Genomic DNA, 18,708 nt, shown 5'->3' with positions numbered 1-18,708 from the left:
GTGTCATTGTTTCTGCTTCCGTTCGTTCCGTCAGCCGTTTGTATTGATCGCCGATTTTTCGGGGGGAAAGCTTGAGTTTAACCCTCGGCGATCGGCCGCCACTCGTGGATGACCTCGTATCCCGGCCACTCGAAGTGAAGAAATGTCCAGGGAACGGTTGATCCCGACTGCGCGAAATCGGCGCATCCAGTAGCTCGCAGAGCAAGAGCGTGCCGACACCGCGCCGTGCGACGAAAGCAATATCACCGTCGGATGGGTCCCAAAGAAGCGAAACACGGCCCGTACTTTGAGTTCTTGGGCATCGCACGGTCCCATCCGCGGACACTCTCATGTGGATTAGCGAAGCAGCAGTAAGCGACTCGTTCGAAATCGGCGGGTGGAAGGAAGCCTGTTGCGGAGCGGTCATTCTCGCCAAGGTGCTCATCCACTTGGACGGGCTGCGGCCAGCAGGCCAGCCGCTTCAATTGCCTCGGCCTCAGAGCTCGACCAGATGGACGTTAGGCCGGACAGAACCGCACAGTTCGGAGACGCTTGCGAAGCGAACGCGGGCTGCGTGCTGCGACCAACGGCACGCCCAGCCCTCTGGGTCGTGTAGATGGCGTGATATCGGTTTCATTCGGCAGCTTCGGCCTTCGCCGCCGGCGCAATTCGTGCGGCGCAGTATTTGAACTCCGGAATCTTGCCGTAGGGGTCCAGCATCGGGTTGGTGAGCATGTTGGCCGGACTTTCGTTGAAGCAGAACGGCATGAACACCATGCCGTCGGCGACCTCCCGATCGGCGCGGAGGATGGCGTCCACCGTGCCGCGCCGCGTCTCGACCGCAATCATCTCCCCTTGGCGTAGGCCGTGCCGTTTGATCTCATAAGGGTTCATCGCGGCGATCCCGTGTGGCTCGATCGCGTCCAGCACGCCCGCCCGGCGCGTCATGGCGCCGGTGTGCCAATGCTCGAGCAGGCGGCCGGTGGTGAGCACCAGTGGAAACTCTTCATCGGGCACCTCATCGGGCGGTAGCAAATCGGCCGGCACGATGCGGCCGCGTCCGTCCGCGGTCGGGAATCCGGACGAGAAGATGATCTCGTTGCCAGGCTTGTCGGGGCCGTCGGCCGGATAGACAACCGATCCCTCGCGTTCGACGCGATCCCAGGAGATGTGTTTGAGCGAAGGCATGACGCTGGCCATCTCGGCATAGACATCCGAGACATGGCCGTAATTCCAGTCCAGACCCACGCGCCTCGCCAGTTCGACGATCAGTTCCCAGTCCTGACGCGCTTGGCCTGGCAGTTCGAGCGCTGGACGCCCAATCTGCACCTGCCGGTTGGTGTTGGTGTATGTGCCGAGCTTTTCGGCATGTGCCGAGGCCGGCAGCACCACATCTGCATGCCAAGCGGTCTCGGTCAGGAAGATGTCCTGCACCACGAGATGGTCGAGCATGGCCAGTGCTTGCCGGGCATGGGTTTGGTCCGGATCGGACATGGCCGGGTTCTCGCCCATTATGTACATGCCCTTGATTTCGCCTTCATGGATGGCGTCGATGATTTCGACGACCGTCAGGCCCCGCTTGGGGTCCAGCGTCTGGCCCCAAAAGTTCTCGTAGGCGCCGCGGATGTCGATGTTCTCGACCGATTTATAGTCGGGGAAATACATCGGGATGAGCCCGGCATCGGATGCGCCCTGCACGTTGTTCTGGCCGCGCAGCGGGTGCAGGCCGGTTCCCGGCCGGCCGACATGTCCGGTGATCAGCGCCAGAGCGATCAGGCAGCGCGCATTATCGGTCCCGTGTGTGTGCTGGGAAATGCCCATGCCCCAAAAGATGATCGACCGCTCGGCGGTCGCGTAGGTGCGGGCGACGTCGCGCAGCACGCTCGCCTCGACACCGCAGACCTCGGCCATCGCTTCGGGCGAAAAATCCTTCACCTTGGCTTTCAGCGCCTCGAATCCGGAAGCGTTGGCCTGGATATACTGCTCGTCGTAGAGCTTTTCCTCAACGATGACGTGGATCAGCGCGTTCAGCATGGCGACGTCGCTGCCAGCCTTGAACCGCAGCGAATGCGACGCATGGCGCATCAGGTCCTGGCCGCGCGGGTCCATGACGATCAGCTTGGCGCCGCGCTTGGCCGCCTGCTTGAAATAGGTCGCGGCGACCGGATGGTTGGTGGTCGGCCGCGCGCCGATGACGATGATGCATTCGGCCTTCAGCGCGTCGTTGAAGGGCGCCGAAACTGCTCCCGAACCGACGCCTTCCATGAGTGCTGCCACCGACGATGCGTGGCACAACCGCGTGCAATGGTCGACATTGTTGGTGCCGAAGCCTTGGCGCACCAGCTTCTGGAACAGATAAGCCTCTTCATTGGAGCCTTTCGCCGAGCCGAAGCCGGCCAGCGCCTGCCCGCCATTATCCTTGAGAATGCGCTTCAGCCCGCCGGCGGCACGCGCGAGCGCCTCTTCCCAGGTAGCCTCGCGAAACACGGTCAGCGGATCGACGCCGCGCATGTCCAAATCGCCCGATTTCGGGGCGTCGTCGCGGCGGATAAGCGGCTTCGTCAGCCGTTCAGGCGACATGGCATAATCGAAGCCGAAACGCCCCTTGACGCAGAGCCGGTTCTCGTTGGCATAGCCGTTACGGCCATCGACCTGGACGATCTTGTTGTCCTTGACGGCAACGCTGGTCTGGCAGCCGACGCCACAGAACGGGCACAGCGTGTCGATGACCTTGTCGAATTCCTGGATGACGCGGGTCTTGCCTGTCTTGTCCATCAGCGACTTTTCGTAGAGCGCGCCGGTCGGGCAGGCCTGAACGCATTCACCGCAGGTGACACAAGTCGACAGGCCCATCGGATCGTGCATGTCGAAGACGGGAAGCGAGTGATTGCCGCGCTCGGCCATGCCGATCACATCGTTGACCTGGACCTCGCGGCAGGCCCGCACACAGGCGCCGCAAGTGATGCAGGAATCGAGATTGACGGCAATGGCGGGATTCGTGATGTCGAATTCCGGCCGAACATCGTCGCTGGCAAATTTTGAGCTATAGCGATCGCCCGAAATCCCCATCGAACCAGCCCACTGCCAGAACATCGACTGCTGATCCGGACCGTCGGCCGCCGGCCGCATATTGCTGGCGAGAAGCTCGAACACCATCTCGCGCGATTTCCTGGCCCGTTCGGTATCCGTCTTCACCACCATTCCGGCGGAAGGTTTGCGGATGCAGGAGGCGGCGAGCACCCGCTCGCCCTCGACATCGACCATGCACGCGCGGCAATTGCCGTCTGGCCGATAGCCCGGCATGTCAACATGGCACAGATGCGGGATCCTGGTGCCTTCGCGCTTCGCAACGTCCCAAATGGTCTCGTCGTCAGCAGCTGTGACCGTTTTACCGTCGAGGGTGAATATGACGCCATCTGCCATTTCAAAGATCATCCCTAAAATGCGTCAAAAGGTGATTGACCGGATTGGGCGCCGCCTGGCCGAGACCGCAGATGGAGGAATCTCGCATCACTGTTTCAAGGTCGCGCATCGCCGTCTCGTTGGGCACGCCCTTCTCTTTCAAGAGCGTTACCAGCTTTTCGGTTCCTTCCCGGCACGGCGTGCATTTCCCGCAACTCTCATGTTTGAAGAAATCCATGAGATTGAGGGTCACATCCTTGATATTGTCGGCTTGCGAAAGCACGACCACCGCATGTGAGCCGACAAAGGCGCCCTGTTTGGCGAGTTCGCCGCCGAAATCGAGTTCAATGTCGCCCATCGACGCCGGAAGGATGCCCCCCGAGGCTCCACCCGGCAGATAGGCCTTGAATTCATGCCCGTCTGCCATGCCGCCGCAATAATCCTCGATCAATTCGCGCACAGTGACGCCGGCCGGGGCCAGCTTGACACCCGGCTCCTTCACATGTCCGGAAACCGACCAGGAGCGAATTCCCTGATGGCCGGGCTTGCCCTGCGCGGCGAACCATTCGGGCCCCTTCTCGACGATGTCGCGAATCCACCACAGCGTCTCGACGTTGTGGTTGAGTGTCGGGCGTCCAAAAAGGCCGACTTCGGCAATATAAGGAGGCCGGTGTCGGGGCATGCCGCGCTTGCCCTCGATGCTTTCCAGCATCGCGCTTTCCTCGCCGCAAATATAGGCGCCGGCGCCGCGCCGCAGTTCGATGAAGCCGGGCTTGACGATGCCGGCCACCTCGAGCGCCGCGATCTCGGCGCGCAAAATGGCGAGCACGGCTGGGTATTCGTCGCGCATGTAGAAGTAAATGCGCTTGGCCTCCACCGCGTAGGCAGCGATCAGCGCCCCTTCTAAGGTACGATGCGGATCGCTTTCAAGATAGACGCGGTCCTTGAAAGTGCCAGGCTCGCCTTCGTCGCCATTGATCGACATCAGCCGCGGCCCTGGATAGCCGCGCACGAAACTCCATTTCTTGCCGGCCGGAAAGCCGGCGCCGCCGAGGCCGCGCAGGCCGGCGTGCTCCATGATCTCGATAATGGCATTCGTGGTCAGCACGCCGTCGCGCACTTTCTGCAAGAGCTGATACCCACCGGCAGCGCGATAGGCATCCAAGCCGACATAGTCAGGCGCCGCTGTGCTGATGTCCCCGTCTCTCGCCATCGCCAACAGCTTGTGGCTTGTCGCGTGGTCGACTTCGCGGTCGCCGACGCGTGCGGCAGGGGCGGTGGCGCAGCGGCCCATGCAGGGCGCACGCATGACGCGGATGGTCTGCGGGTCGGCGTCGCCGGCCAGTTCCCCAAACAGGCGTTCCGCGCCCGCCAGCATGCAACTTATCGATTCGCAAACCCGGATTGTCAGCGGCGCGGGCCGCGCCTCGCCTTCCTTCACGATATCGAAATGGTCGTAGAAGGTCGCGACCTCGTAAACCTCCACCTGGGACAGGCGCATGTCCTCGGCAAGCGCGCGCAGATGCGCGGCCGACAGACAACCGTATTGGTCTTGGATCAGATGCAGGAACTCGATCAAGAGATCCCGGCGCCGTTCGCGATGGCCAAGAAGTTCCCGGACATCGGCCAGGGCGACGTCATCCAGCGCCCGCCCTTTGGGTCCGCGATCCGGGGACCGCCGTTGCTGCATTGTCATTCTCTCTCCTCCCGGCGCGAACCCTTCGTCTGAGGAAGGCGGCTCAAGCCCCCGATATCGTTGTCAGTTTCCCGCATTACAGTTCAAGTGAGCCGTATCCTGCCCTTGAGCCCGGCGCACCTTTGATCAAGGACCTGCCACACGAGTTGAAGCAATGCCGGTCTGGCAATTTTTAGCATCCCGGGGCGCCGCGACAGAACTGATCTGCGCCCTGATTTGTCGCACGGTTTATACCGGGGCAGCTTGCGCCCTCTCGATCAAGAAAATGATGTGGTCGCCATCCCGTCCCGTCGCCTCCAGGCGGTCGCCCGTTTCGTTGATCAGATTGGGAATGTCTATGGCCGCCAGCGGATCGGTGCAACGGACCTCAAGACGCTCGCCTGGCCTTATGCCGCTGAGCGCCTTGCGGGTTTTCAACGCCGGCAAGGGACATTTCAATCCCGTCAGATCGAGCTGTCTCGTTGTCATGGTGGCGCACCATGGCGGACCGGTCACCGGTCGTCAACGGCCACGGCCTCCCGGCTGCCGCAAATGAGAGCGGCCAGGGGTTTCGGCAAACTGCGTGCGCCGGCCCGACGGCGTTCGTCAATTCAGGTCCGAATAGGCGAGGAACTGAACGGTCTGACCCGGCTCTACCTGGGCTATTTCCTCGCCGAGTTCGACAAGGCCGTCGGTTTGGACCAAAGAAGACAGCAGGCCCGCGCCCTCGCGCGGGAATTTGACGGCTTCATATGTACCGTCCTGCGTTCCACGCAGGCTTACCCGCACATATTCGCGTCGCCCCGGTTTTTTGCGGTAGGAAAAGGCGGCCCGCACAGGCCGCGAAATTGGTGGCTGCTGCCGTGCGCCGGCCAGTGCCAAGATCGCGGCGCGCGCAATATGGGCGAATGTGACGAAGCTCGCCACCGGATTTCCGGGCAGCCCAATGAAGGCTGTTCCCCTGATCACCCCCATGGCGACTGGTCGGCCGGGTTTTATGGCCACTCGCCAGAATACCAGGGTGCCCACACTCTCTAGTGCTGCCTTGACGCAGTCGGCCTCCCCGGTCGAGACCCCGCCGGAGGCCAGGATCAGGTCCTGGCCTGGGGCAGCCTCGCTCAGCACATCCGCGATCAGGCTGCTGTCGTCGGTCAGAATGCCCAAATCGGTGGTCTCGCAGCCCACTCTTGCGAGCATGGCCATAAGCATGAAACGGTTCGAATCGAAAAGCTGGGCCGGTCCCCGGGCATTTCCCGGCGCGACGATCTCGTTGCCGGTCGAGAAGATCGCGACGCGAACTTTGCGCCGGACTTCGAGCTGCGTCATGCCGAGAGCCGCGGCGAGCGCAACATCTTGCGGGCGCATGCGCTGGCCGGCCTGCAGGACCACCTTGCCTGCTGCGACATCCTCGCCCGCCGGCCGCACATTGGCTCCCCTTTTCAGGCCGGGCGGAAGAATGACCCTGCCGGTCTCGTCGACACGGACATCTTCCTGCATGTAGACCGTGTCTGCCCCCTCCGGCAGCGGAGCGCCAGTGAAAATGCGTATGGCTTGTCCGGGCGCGGCGGGCCGATCCGGGGCCACCCCGGCCTGGATCCTGTCGCTCACGAGGAAAGCTTTTTCAGCGGTTCCCGGCAGGTCGTCGCCGCGCAGTGCATAGCCGTCGACGGCTGAGTTGGTGAAAGGCGGCAGGGGCAGCGGTGCAACTAAATCTCTCGCCAGGACGCGCCCATCGGCATTCGCCAGCTGGACGGTTTCGGTCTCGTCCACAACGGTCAGCCGTGAAGCGATGAGTGCGGCGGTATCATCGACCGATCGCATCGGGCCGCCGAAAGCGAAGCAGTCGTCTGAAAGTTGCGCCATCGAGCCTTCAGCCTCTGTGGATCCGGCCGAACCGGCAGCTCGGCGCCATCCGGCAAGCCAGTCTGCGCTTATAGGCGCTTTTGTCGACCGGCCTGCGTTTGAACAGGGTATATAGTAGACGTCAAGCTGAAGGTAATGCATCCACCCCGGCGAGCGGGATTGCAATTTTCAAGAGAGCGCCATGCAGCAGATGAAAAGCCGACCAGACCCCGCCATCATCATGCCGAGTCCGGAGGACATCCGATTGACCGAACAGGTCAGCGGCATCGATCATACGGGCGCCGCTATTCAAGTCCGCGTCCCCGTTGAACGCCCGCTGACGCTCTATCTGAACGCGCAGGAGATCGTCACGATGATGACGATCAGCGATTATCCCGAATATCTGGCGCTGGGCTACCTGCTCAATCAGAACATGCTCAAATTCGACGACGTCGTAACCGAAGTCGAGTATGACGACGACCTGCAGGTCGTGATCGTTCGTACCGAGCGCAACACCAATTACGAGCAGAAGCTCAAGAAACGGACGCAGACTTCAGGCTGCGCGCAGGGTACGGCTTTCGGCGATCTTCTCGAGGCGCTCGAAAATACCGCTCTGCCGGCAGCCGTACTGCACACCTCCTGGCTTTACCAAATGACCCGCACGATCAACACGACGCCGTCGCTCTATCTTGAAGCGGGCGCGATTCATGGCTGCGTGCTTTGCAAGGAAGGAACGCCGGTCTGTTATATGGAGGATGTCGGGCGCCACAATGCCGTCGACAAGATCGCCGGCTGGATGTATCGCCACGGCATCGATCCGGCCGACAAGATCCTTTATACGACGGGCAGGCTGACGTCGGAAATGACGATCAAGACGGTTCGAATGGGCATTCCGATCCTCGTCTCACGCTCGGGTTTCACCGCTTGGGGCGTCGATTTGGCGCGTCAGGCAGGCTTGACGCTCGTCGGCCGGGCGCGCGGCAAGCGGTTCGCCGTGCTGTCTGGCGAGGATCGGATTGTGTTCGACCAGGACCTCGCTTCCGTCGACGAGGAAGCACCTCGTCACAGACGCAAGGGAGCCGCCGATGGCGAGTAAGAAGGTGCCCACCCTGGGCGTCGTTCTCGCCGGGGGGCTCGCCCGGCGCATGGGCGGTGGCGACAAATCCATGCGTCGGATCGACGGACTCACGATCCTCGATCGTGTCCTCGATCGCCTCGGCCCGCAATGCGACGGGCTCTTGCTGAACGCCAATGGCGACCCTGCCCGCTTTGACCGCTTTCGCCTTCCAGTCGTCGCCGACCCGGTCGAGAACTATCCGGGGCCGCTCGCTGGCGTGCTTGCGGGCCTCGATTGGGCTGAGGAGAACAGGCCCGACGTCGAATGGATCGTCAGCGTCGCGGCGGACTGTCCTTTTTTGCCGCGCGACCTCGTCGAACGGCTGCATCGGGCGCGCTTGGCGAAAGGTGCGGATCTGGCGGTGGCGATGTCAGTGCGCCGGACGCATCCTGTCATCGGACTCTGGCAAGTGGGGATGCGCGATGAGTTACGCCATGCACTCGTCGAAGAGGGCATTCGCAAGATCGACCTCTGGACGGCTCGCTACCAGGTTGCCACCGCGTCCTGGCCGGCCAAGCCGGTGGATCCATTCTTCAATGTCAACACGGTCGAAGATTTTGCCGAGGCCGAACGGCTCTGGCACCTTAGCCAGGTCGGGTAAAACCCATGCGCTCGATCCCCTCGTTGAATTCAGGCGAAGTGAGCGCGGTAAGGAAGGCCTGCACCGCGGGTCGCTCTTTGCGGGCAGCGACCAGCGCGAAATCATAATGCTCTTCCTTCAGCGCAATGAAACCGAGCCCGGCTGATTGCGCCACCGGCGCAATGGTGACGCCCCAGTCTGCTCGGTTCTGCGCCACGGCCGCCGCGACGGCATTGTGCGAGCGGGGCTGGTTCCAATATCCGTCGGGACGCGCCGGACCAAGCAGTTGGTCGATCAGGATGCGTGTACCCGAGCCCTGGTTGCGGTTGACCATCATGCAATTTGGATCGGCGAGTGCGGCACGCACCGCCTCGTCTGCGTCGGCCCCCTGGAAGCGGATGTCGTTTGGGCGGTAGACGATGCCCTGCATGCGCCGCCATCCCTCCACGAGTTCGAGGCCGTCGCTCAGGAACGGCGCATTGTAGCTTTGCGTCTTGGCGTCGAAGAGGTGGATGGGCGCGATATCGCACTCGCCCCGTTTAGCCGCGGCCAGGCCGCCCAGGCTCCCGACCGCGATAGACCGCACCGTCAGGCCGGCGCGAAACAGAATGCCCACGACGAGATCCAGGCCCGTGCAGTTGCTGCCGATCACCACGAGATCAGGAATACGGACGTGAGGTGTGAACAGCGTCACCGAAGCCTCGCTTCCGGCAGGCATATTGTCGGCTAAAGCTTCGATGCTGATGAAGCCATCCGCCTGGGCAAAGGAGGTTATCGCCCCCGAGCCCTTGCCGGTGGGATAGGCGACCAGCCCCTCATCACTCTCGACCAGCGATACCATCACGAACTCCGTGCGGCCGAGTTCGGAAGGAATGCGCAGCGGAACCTTTGCCGTGACCTTCGCTTCGGTCCGAGGCGGCAGGCCCGCCATGCGGCGCAACAAAGGTACGATCATGTCGTGGAAAGTGAACATGGCCGAAGTCGGAAATCCCGGCAGCACGACGACCGGTTTGCCGTCGCAAACGGCGAGACAGAGCGGCTTTCCCGGCTTCAGCGCCACGCCATGGGCAACGATGCCGGGCGCGCCGAGACGGTTCACGATACGGTGGCTGACATCACCGGCGCCCTTGGACGTCCCGCCCGACAGTATCAGCACCTCATGGGCCGCTAGCGCCTCGCGCATGGCGGCTTCCAGCTTGGCTTCGTCATCCGGATACGCGCCGAGAAAGCTCGCCTCGCCGCCATTTTCAGTTATCGCGGCGCTGACGATTGCCCCATTGGCGTCGTAAATGCCGGCGGGTCGAAGGGCGTCGCCCGGTTGGACAAGTTCGTCGCCAGTCGACAAAACCGCCACGCGCAGCTTACGCGCCACCGTCACCAGCGCAATTCCGCAGGCGGCAAGCATGCCAATTTCTCGCGAGCCGATCACCGTTCCGGCGCGCAGCAGAACCTCACCGCGGGCAATATCGGATCCGGCATGCGAGATGAACTGGCCGGGCGAGGCTCCGCGCCTGACCTCGATGGCATCACCTTCGGTGGGTTGAGTGTGCTCCATCATGACGATGGCATCGGCGCCGCGCGGCACGGGACCGCCCGTCGAGATGGAGGTGGCGGTGCCTGCGAGCACAGGTATTTGCGGGGCAACACCGCATGCGATAGTTTCGTGGTTGAGCAGGAGCCTGGCAGGAAGGGCCTCCGACGCGGTGGCCATGTCGGCGGCGCGCACGGCAAAACCATCGACGTTCGAACGGTCGAAGGGAGGCACGTCGATAGGAGCCATGACATCATCGGCAAGCGCCAGCCCAAGCGCATCCGCAAGCGTCAGTTCTTCGGTCGGGATCGTTCGCGGAAATAGCACCGCCTCGAAACGGGCGAGCGCCTCGTCGCGCGACAGCACCGTCAGGAACTGCTCCTGGCCGGTATCTTGGCGGGTGGATCTGGTCATGACTTACTCATCTGGGATCGTCGAACACAAAGGCGCCGACAGGTGTTCCCGCGGCATACCCCTCACTGGTGCCTGGAATAGCAAGCCATGCATCCGCCAAGCGGATCGCCTCCAGCGAAAAATCTCCTATCGCAAGCGGGGCCCATCTGTCTTGTTCCTGCTTCAGGAGGACGATCTCGGCCAGTCCGACCGTGGAGGAGACTTTTCGCTCCAGTGCCAGGACCGTCTGTCGCCGGGCGCTCCTGCCCGACAGGCGATCGATGGTCGGCTGAACCAGCGCAAGAAAGGCGGCAAAGGCCTGATCGGGCGCTCCGGGCAGAGCAATTATCGGGACCGCGTCGAGCCGGCCGATCGCCGCGGTTCGGCCGGGCTGCAGCGCTATGTTGTGGGCGATGAGCGCCCCACGCGCGGCAAGCGCGTCGGCTGTTGCGTCGGCGCGCCCCGCACCAGTGCCTCCAATCAGGATGATCAAATCGCTGGCTGCACTCGCAAGGGCCTGGGCGACGGATCTGGCGTCGCGCGGAACCGTTTCGATATCGAACATCGTCGCGCCAGAGGCTCTTGCGAGGTCGGCGATAAAATGCCCCGTTAAAATATCGCTCGCCGGGGCGGCGACATCGATCAGGCGCACCTGCGGTGCCCGCACCGCAATTTCACCAATCCCTACACTCCGCAGGGCTAGGAGGTCTGCGGCTGACAGCCTGTGCCCTGCAATGATGAGTGGTCGGCCCGCCTCCATGTCCTCGCCAGCGCGTCGCACGCCCTGGCCCGGTGCTGCTTCCCCGAGCGCCTGGGGCATCGGGCCGCTGCAATCGATGAGATCGGCATCGAGAACGCAATCGCATCCCTCCGGCATGGCGACGCCTGCCTCTACCCAGACCGGAATTGCCATCAGCGGCAGCCGCGAATAGGCCGACGCACCGGCAAGATCGAGCGCGCGACACGCCCAGCCATCTGTCTTTGCCGTGTCGCGGGTGGGCTGCGCGTGTATCAGGGGCGGCATAGCGGCCCCAATCTTTCGAAGCGTCTGGCAAAGCGGCAACAGAGTGGGCGCAACCGGTACCACCCCGTCGAGGAGCGCGGCGAGAGCCGCTTCGAGACCGGTCAGCGCGCCGAGGGAAGGCTGCATTCTCATCATGTCCGATGATGGGACAGATGCGAACCGCTTTGCAACCGACTTCAGAAGCGCTCCTGCTCAGCATTCGGGAAGAAGAGTTGCTGGCCGTCAATTTTGTATTCGGCAATCGCCCGCTGTCCTTCAGGCGAGATCAGCCAATCTATGAAGCGTTGGCCGGGTTCGGCCTTGACGCTGGGATGCCTCGCGGGATTCACAAGTATGACGCCGTACTGGTTGAACAGCCTTTTGTCGCCTTCGACCACGATCTCCAGTTCGCCGCGGTTCTTGAACGCCAGCCAAGTGGCGCGATCGGAAAGCACATAGGCATCCATGGCGCTGGCTGTATTGAGCGCAGCGCCCATGCCCTGCCCTATTTCCTTGTACCAGGGACCCCTCATCGCTGCGATATCGACACCTGCCGCCTTCCAGAGTCCGAGTTCTGCAAAGTGGGTTCCGGATTTGTCGCCGCGGGAAACAAAAACAGCTTTTTTGCTCTGGATCGATGTCAAGGCGACTGCGACATCCGGCGAACCCTTGATGCCGGCCGGGTCGCCTCTGGGCCCGATCAGGACGAAATCATTGTACATCACAGCGAAGCGTCTAACGCCAAAACCTTGCTGGACGAATTTCTCCTCCTGCTCCCTGGCATGGACCAAGACCACGTCTGCGTCTCCCCGGCGGCCGGCGTCGAGGGCCTGGCCAGTTCCCTGCGCGACCACCCTCACATCGATACCGGTCTTTGTGGTGAACAAAGGCAGTATGTGATCGAAAAGGCCGGAATCCCGCGTCGAGGTCGTCGAGGCCGCGACGATCGACCGCTCCTGCGCGCCGGCCAATGCGCCGCTGAAGCCGAGGGCAGTCAAAATGATCGAAATTGCGGCAAACAGTCGACGGTTGAACACTGGAAGCTCTGTCTCCGCAGTCAAAGGACGAGCTCTCCTCGAATAAAGGCGGCAGCTTCTGCTGATGATGGGCGATCGAAAAAATCATCGACGCTGGCGTGCTCGCACAGTCGGCCGCAAACCAGGAAGACGACATCTGCCGCGAGCCGGCGCACCTGCCCGAGATCGTGTGAAGCCATGACGATCTTGGTGCCCGATTGCGAGGCCATGAGGATGATCTCCTCGACATGGCGGGTAGCAGCGGGATCAAGACTGGCGGTGGGCTCATCGAGCAGCAGGATCTCGGGCTCGCGCGCCAGTGCGCGGGCAAGCGCCACGCGCTGTTGCTCGCCGCTGGATAAGCGCCGCGCAGCTCGCGACGCCAGGCCCAGAAGGCCCACACGATCCAGAAGTTCCTCGGTGCGTGCCGCGCGACGATGGCGCCGACAACCAGCTTGCGCCAGTCCGTAGGCGACGTTGGCTGCGACGGAGCGGCGCAGCATCACCGGTTTCTGGAGCAGCATTGCCCGGCGCCCTAGCCCGCGATCGGTGCGCCCACCCCAGCTCACAGTTCCTGCGGAAGGCGCGGCAAGTCCCATGCAAACCCGAAGCAGTGACGTCTTGCCCGCCCCATTGGGACCGAGCACGAGTGTCGGCGCGCCGGGAGTAATCGCCAGGTTCACGCGGTCAAGCATAGTCATGACGCCTGCGCTGAGCGAGACGCGGTCCAGAATGAGAGGAAGGTCGGTAAGCGATGCACGCATCATCAAGCCACCCGTTGCTCCGACCACGTTCGCAGGCCCCAGGCAGCGGCATTGATGGCAAGAATGAGGCCGATCAGGATGATGCCGAGCCCCATCGCGAGCGGCAGGTCTCCCTTTGAGGTTTCGAGCGCGATCGTGGTCGTCATGGTTCGGGTAAAGCCTTCTATGTTGCCGCCGACGATCATTACTGTGCCGACTTCGGCGGCCGCCCGCCCGAAGCCGGCGAGCATTGCGGTGATGAGGCTGAAACGGCTGTCCCACAAGAGCGTTACCACCCTGCCTGTCGGGCCGACGCCCATCGCTGTCAGTTCGTCGCGATATTCGCGCCACAAATCCTCGATGGTCTGGCGCGTCAGAGCTGCGATGATCGGCAGGACGAGAAGCGCCTGCGCGATGACCATGGCGGCCGGTGTGAACAGCAGGCCGAACTCGCCGAGTGGCCCTGATCGGGATAACAGCAGGTAAACGGTCAGGCCGACGACAACTGGCGGCAGGCCCATGAAGCCGTTAACAAGCACCACGAGCGGGGAACGTCCCGGAAAACGCGTCAGAGCCAGCAACGCCCCGAGCGGCAGTCCCACGACGGCTGCAATTGCAACGGCGGCCAGGGTGATGGTTAGCGAAAGACGCACTATCGAGATCAGCGTCGCGTCACCGCTCGCGATAAGCTGCCATGCACTTAGGCCTTCCGACATTCCCGTTCACCTGCGCCGCGTCGTCCTGTATTCTGCTGCATCCCTTCCGCATTCGTCAAACAATTGAAATTGCGCAGGAATATGCATAATATTGCAGGATGGATTTGCTGACGACTCCGGAAGCCTCAGACTATTTGCGCCTGGGCGAACGCAAGCTTTACGAACTGGTCGCCAAAAACAGGATCCCGTGCAGCAAAGTGACGGGCAAGTGGCTGTTTCCGCGTAACGAACTCGACCGGTGGGTTCTCTCGGGATTGTCGCATCCTGAGGGACTGATTCCGCCCGAGCCGCCGCCCATAGTCGGCGGCAGCCAGGACGATCTGCTTGAATGGAGCCTTCGCCAGGCAGGCTCCGGCCTCGCCTCGCTGACCGAGGGGACGGGAGCCGGCGTGGCGCGTCTTTTGCGTGGCGAAGTCGCCGCTGCCGCGATCCATTACCACAATGATGCAGCCGACCCCAATGTGGAGGCCGCGCGCGCAATGCCGCGGCTGCACGATGCGGTGCTGATCGGTTTCACGCGGCGCGAACAGGGGCTGCTGCTGCCGCCGGGCAACCCCCGATCGCTCAACAGCCTGGCCGATGTCCTTGAAAGCGGCGCCAAAATGGCGGTGCGTCAGACCGGGGCCGGAGCCCAAATGCTGCTGGATGTCCTGGTCGCCCGCGCCGGCACCAGCCGGAAGCGGTTGAACCGGCTCGCGCCGCCATGCCTGACAGGGCCTGATCTCGCAGCCGCGATCCGGACCGGGAGGGCCGATTGCGGAATCGCCACACGCGCCGCCGCGCGCGCCGCCGGCCTGGAGTTCGTATCATTGGCGTGGGAGAATTTCGATCTGCTGATGCGGCAGCGAACCTATTTTCAGCCTTCGATCCAGGCGCTGATCCGCCTCATGGCTCAGGACAGCTTCGCCCGGCGCGCCGCAGAACTCACGGGGTATGACACGAGCCCGGCCGGGCAGGTCCGTTTCTTCAATTGAGGTGGGGTGTCAATGGGGCGCCGGACGCGCCGCCGAACCTATTCAGCCGAGGTCGATTTCGCCCTCGACGACGTGGTGCAAGCCGGCGCGTTCAGCCGTAATCACGGCCCTCACAGTCAGATGCCCCTGCCCTTTCAGCCCCCCATCCGCCACGGCCTTTTCGATTGCCTGCTGCGAGGTTACGCCGACCTGCTTCAGGAACTTGCGCATCGACACGTTGAAGGGATCGGTTTCCATGTTTTGGGTCATATGATTGCCTCTAATAGCTGGGACGGTGCGGCTGGTCGGATTGCGATCGCATGCTGCTCTCCGGCGAAGGCGCTGCCGGCCAGCGGAACACGGAAACGTATGATGCGCAATGCATAAGACGCTCGCAATGCATTTGCTCGCTGCTGTTTTCCTCGCCGGCGCGACGACACATGGCGCGGAACTGCGCGGGCATGGCGGTCCCGTGCGGGCGATTTCCGTGGCGCCGGACGGAAAGACGGTGGCAACCGGCAGTTTTGACACCAAGGCGATCATCTGGTCGCTGGAGACCGGCGAAGCGCGCGACGTGCTGCTCTTTCATGAAGGTGAGGTAAGTGCCGTGGCCGCACTGCCGAACGGGCGCTTTGCCAGTGCGGGTGCGGACGGTCGCATCGCGATCTGGCAAACCGGTCGAGCCGAGCCGGCCCTCATTCTGCAGGGTCACACCGGACCTGTCGCCGACCTCGAACTGTCACCCGACGGATCGATGCTGGCTTCGGCGTCCTGGGACACCACCGTCCGGCTCTGGCCCCTTGCTGGTGGGAAAGCGCGCGTCCTGGAAGGCCATGGCGCAAACGTCAATGCACTCGCCTTCCTGGCGGACGCAACCCTCGTCAGCGCCGGCTATGACGCCACAGTCATCTTTTGGCCGAGCCAGGCTGGGGCGGCGCCGGTTCGGGCCATCATGCCGACGCCGCTCAACACGCTTGTAAGAGCGCCCGGCGACCGGCTGTTCGTCGGAGGTGCGGACGGGCGGGTACGGTTGCTCGATCGGCGCGGCAAAGTGCAGTTGGAAGTTCAGGCCTTACGCAAACCGGTGATTGCGCTCGCCGCCACGCCAGACCCGAACTATCTCGCAGTCGCCGGCATCGGTGATGGAATCCTGTTGCTGGACGCTATGAGCCTCTCCACCATCCGCACTCTCGACACATCCGGCGTGGCGGTATGGTCGCTTGCGTTTGCGGCTGGCGGCAAGACGCTTCTGGCTGGCGGCGCCGACCATCTGGTGCGGGAATGGAACATCGCGACGGGCGAGCGCCTTGGAGCCGCTACGGCCGGCAGGGCCGATCCGATGGCCAGATACGCGGGTAATCCGGACGCGGAAGTATTTCGCGCCTGCGTAGCTTGCCATACTCTCGACCCGAAGGACGGCCATCGAGCCGGGCCCACGCTGCATGGCATTTTCGGGCGCAAAATAGCATCCGTGCCGGGTTACCACTATTCGCCCGCTTTCCGAAAAATGGACATCGTCTGGACACCGGAAACAGTGTCGGCGCTGTTCGAGTTGGGTCCGAACGCCTACACCCCCGGTACCAAGATGCCTGAACAGACGATCAGCAATGCTGAGGATCGGGCAGCCCTGATCCGCTTTCTTCAGGCCGAGACACGTACCGACTAGGGCTCAGACCGCCTTATCGCTCGAGGCGTTGCGCTCCCGCAGATAGTCTTCCGTGGTTCGCGGCGGCGAGCGACCAGGGCCGGCATAAGGATCGAAGCCCTCATTCATGGCCGCATCGACACGGCAATTGTCGCACATCCGTACAAGGTCGAGCCGCCGTGCGTTCTCGCCTGCAAACATCCAGTGTTTGCCTTCGAGCTTGGCGACGATCCGCTCGACAGTGCTCCTTGTGCCGAACGGCTTCGCGCAGCGGATGCAGTTGTACGGCTCCTCTTGCTTCACGACCCGGCTGCGAGCGCCCCATGCCTGAAAATCCACCTGCGGCGTCAAGGTGATGACCTTCTCCGGGCAGGTCGCGGCGCAAAGGCCGCACTGCACGCAGGCGCTCTCGGAAAAATATAAGGCCGGCTGCTGCTCGCTGTCGGAAAGCGCCCCCGTTGGACAGGCCGGTACACAAGAGAGGCAGAGCGTGCAGCCGTCGACATTGACGTCCAGGCCGCCGAACGGAGCTCCAGCAGGCAACGCCACGCGGTCGACCGGCGTCGGCGCAGCTCGTTGGAGCTCGACCATGGTGCTCGTCAGCAAGCTGCGCTTCTTGCCGATGGGCAGGAATGCCGCCGGGCGCCGCGACGCAACGTCTGGGGTAATCATGTCGAGCGCCGAGGCGAGGATGTCGGGATCGTCCGCTTCGATCAATCCGCAGACCTCGGCGCCATAACCGAGAGACTGGCTCAAAAGATTGGCGATCGCGATGTTTGCGGCAATTCCGGTAAGCTCATGCCTGGGCTTGGCCGACGACAGAGCCCTTACGGCGCAAGCGCCCCAAGCGACTGGCGCGGTCCACGCCTCGACCCCTAACTGGGTTGTCTCGTTCACGGCGACCGGCAGGACATTTGCGGGCAGACCCGCGCCGAACCGGGCGAGTGCGTCGATCAGCGGCTCGCCATGGCCGAGATCATGGAAAAGGACGATCGCATCGAGGCCGCCCGCCTCCCGATAGGTGAAAAGAAGCGTCCGCAGCCGCCGAAGCAGCGATTCTGCATCCGGCACGGCGTAGGCGGCAGCACCCGTGGGACATGCCGCCGCGCAGCTGCCGCAGCCGGCGCATACTTCCGCATTGATCGCGACGTGGTTGCCGGCAGGCGTTATCGCCCCTGTCGGGCACAGGTCGAGGCACCGCGTGCAGCCGGTGATGCGCGATCTCGAATGGGCGCACAGATCGGCGGAGAAATCGATGAAGCGCGGCTTGTCGAACTCGCCCACCAAGTCGGCAGCCCTTGCGATGGCAGTGGCGACGGAGGCGCGATCGCCGGGATCGGCCTTCACGTAGCCGTCGCGCAATTCATGGGCAGGGAAAAGCGGAACTCCGCCGGAGAGATCAAGGATGATGTCGGCGTTCGAGACGGCTCCATCGCGCGATATCCCGAAGCGAAGCCGATCGCGCGAAGATGGATTGGGCGCCGCGAAATCGTCGACCGTCAGCTCGAAGGCGCCAAGATGGCCGCGCGCATTGCGGATCGTGCCCTGCATGACGGGAAAATCCCAGACCCGGTGCGGCGCAATTTCGCCCGGACGGCTAAGCAACACAGTGACGTCCAGCTTCTCGGCAAGTTGCCGGCCCGCATCGATCGCCGTCGCGTCGCAGCCATAGACCAGGACGACACCATCGCTCGAAAGCGTAACGAGCGCGGGCGCCGAAGCGGGTTCGGCCGCCATAGCGAGCAGAGCCGCCGCTTTCGGGCCGGCAGCAGCAGCGCCTTGCGACCAGCCCCCCGTCTCGCGAATGTTTGCGAAAACCAGATCGCCTGCGAAACCGAGTTCCTCGGCGAGCTCGCCGAAAAGCGGCGCCTGTTGCGTGCAGCTGATGGTGACTGCTCCGCCGCTGCTCAGGGCGCTGCGCACCCGGTCGAGCTCCGCGCCACAGAACTGGTCCCCCGCCTCGACCCGTGCGCCCGGGCATCCGCGGGCGACGCTGGCGCCGAAGCCCGGCATGCTCCGCTCGCAGGAGCAGACCAGGACCGTGGGTTGCTTGGCCAGGCTCATTCCGACTCCCGTGGCATCTTCCTTGCCCACGCGGTAGCGCCTCTTCCTT

Annotated in this window: 15 protein-coding genes; 4 read left to right on the top strand and 11 right to left on the bottom strand. The window is 63.2% G+C overall.

Features of this window, described 5'->3' with window-relative positions:
• Window positions 1-612 precede the first annotated feature (612 nt).
• The 4 genes from fdhF to ACWUKX_RS28335 form a co-directional block, all read right to left on the bottom strand.
• Complete coding sequence (gene fdhF, locus ACWUKX_RS28350; protein WP_456009979.1) at window positions 613-3,402, bottom strand: formate dehydrogenase subunit alpha; 2,790 nt, start codon at window positions 3,400-3,402, stop codon at window positions 613-615.
• A gap of 1 nt (window position 3,403) precedes the next feature.
• The gene (locus tag ACWUKX_RS28345; RefSeq protein ID WP_456009978.1) at window positions 3,404-5,077 is read right to left on the bottom strand and encodes an NAD(P)H-dependent oxidoreductase subunit E; all 1,674 of its coding nucleotides are present in this window, start codon (window positions 5,075-5,077) and stop codon (window positions 3,404-3,406) included.
• Between the two features lie 228 nt (window positions 5,078-5,305).
• Entirely contained in the window at window positions 5,306-5,545 is a 240-nt protein-coding gene (locus ACWUKX_RS28340) for a sulfurtransferase TusA family protein (RefSeq protein ID WP_065010876.1), read from the bottom strand.
• 117 nt (window positions 5,546-5,662) lie between these two features.
• Complete coding sequence (locus ACWUKX_RS28335; RefSeq protein WP_456009977.1) at window positions 5,663-6,919, bottom strand: molybdopterin molybdotransferase MoeA; 1,257 nt, start codon at window positions 6,917-6,919, stop codon at window positions 5,663-5,665.
• A 181-nt stretch (window positions 6,920-7,100) separates the two neighbouring features.
• Here ACWUKX_RS28335 and fdhD point away from each other — a divergent pair, with 181 nt between their 5' ends.
• Together fdhD and mobA are read left to right on the top strand one after the other, a co-directional pair.
• Window positions 7,101-7,994: a formate dehydrogenase accessory sulfurtransferase FdhD gene (gene fdhD, locus ACWUKX_RS28330; RefSeq protein ID WP_095518952.1), complete on the top strand. Its 894-nt coding sequence runs from the start codon at window positions 7,101-7,103 to the stop codon at window positions 7,992-7,994.
• The gene (mobA, locus tag ACWUKX_RS28325) at window positions 7,984-8,616 is read left to right on the top strand and encodes a molybdenum cofactor guanylyltransferase MobA (RefSeq protein WP_456009976.1); all 633 of its coding nucleotides are present in this window, start codon (window positions 7,984-7,986) and stop codon (window positions 8,614-8,616) included. Before fdhD ends, mobA begins: the two co-directional genes overlap by 11 nt.
• Here mobA and ACWUKX_RS28320 read toward each other — a convergent pair.
• Genes ACWUKX_RS28320 through ACWUKX_RS28300 form a run of 5 tightly spaced genes read right to left on the bottom strand, consistent with a single transcriptional unit; the run spans window position 8,600 to window position 13,997 of the window.
• A complete protein-coding gene (locus ACWUKX_RS28320) occupies window positions 8,600-10,540 on the bottom strand; it encodes a molybdopterin biosynthesis protein (protein WP_456009975.1) in 1,941 nt (646 codons plus the stop codon). The two genes, mobA and ACWUKX_RS28320, sit on opposite strands and share 17 nt — an antisense overlap.
• Before the next feature lie 7 nt (window positions 10,541-10,547).
• Entirely contained in the window at window positions 10,548-11,669 is a 1,122-nt protein-coding gene (locus tag ACWUKX_RS28315; RefSeq protein WP_456009973.1) for a molybdopterin-binding protein, read from the bottom strand.
• Between the two features lie 50 nt (window positions 11,670-11,719).
• Window positions 11,720-12,544 (bottom strand): substrate-binding domain-containing protein, encoded by an 825-nt coding sequence (locus ACWUKX_RS28310; protein WP_456009993.1) that lies wholly within the window; start codon window positions 12,542-12,544, stop codon window positions 11,720-11,722.
• Window positions 12,545-12,579: 35 nt separating this feature from the next.
• Window positions 12,580-13,302, bottom strand: a complete 723-nt coding sequence (locus ACWUKX_RS28305; RefSeq protein WP_456009992.1) for an ATP-binding cassette domain-containing protein — start codon at window positions 13,300-13,302, stop codon at window positions 12,580-12,582.
• A 2-nt stretch (window positions 13,303-13,304) separates the two neighbouring features.
• The gene (locus ACWUKX_RS28300) at window positions 13,305-13,997 is read right to left on the bottom strand and encodes an ABC transporter permease (protein WP_456009972.1); all 693 of its coding nucleotides are present in this window, start codon (window positions 13,995-13,997) and stop codon (window positions 13,305-13,307) included.
• 98 nt (window positions 13,998-14,095) lie between these two features.
• Here ACWUKX_RS28300 and ACWUKX_RS28295 point away from each other — a divergent pair, with 98 nt between their 5' ends.
• A complete protein-coding gene (locus ACWUKX_RS28295) occupies window positions 14,096-14,971 on the top strand; it encodes a substrate-binding domain-containing protein (protein ID WP_456009971.1) in 876 nt (291 codons plus the stop codon).
• A gap of 42 nt (window positions 14,972-15,013) precedes the next feature.
• Here the strand turns inward: ACWUKX_RS28295 and ACWUKX_RS28290 are convergent, their stop codons facing one another.
• On the bottom strand, window positions 15,014-15,220 hold the full coding sequence (locus ACWUKX_RS28290) for a DUF6494 family protein (RefSeq protein WP_456009970.1): 207 nt from the start codon (window positions 15,218-15,220) through the stop codon (window positions 15,014-15,016).
• Window positions 15,221-15,329: 109 nt separating this feature from the next.
• Between ACWUKX_RS28290 and ACWUKX_RS28285 the strand changes: the two genes are divergently transcribed.
• The gene (locus tag ACWUKX_RS28285; protein WP_456009969.1) at window positions 15,330-16,616 is read left to right on the top strand and encodes a c-type cytochrome; all 1,287 of its coding nucleotides are present in this window, start codon (window positions 15,330-15,332) and stop codon (window positions 16,614-16,616) included.
• A gap of 3 nt (window positions 16,617-16,619) precedes the next feature.
• Here the strand turns inward: ACWUKX_RS28285 and ACWUKX_RS28280 are convergent, their stop codons facing one another.
• A complete protein-coding gene (locus tag ACWUKX_RS28280; RefSeq protein ID WP_456009968.1) occupies window positions 16,620-18,659 on the bottom strand; it encodes a 4Fe-4S binding protein in 2,040 nt (679 codons plus the stop codon).
• Window positions 18,660-18,708: the final 49 nt, after the last annotated feature.

Source organism: Mesorhizobium sp. f-mel (assembly GCF_053850215.1).
Note: the sequence above shows the minus strand (reverse complement) of the source record. Positions and strands in the feature narration are given on the sequence as shown.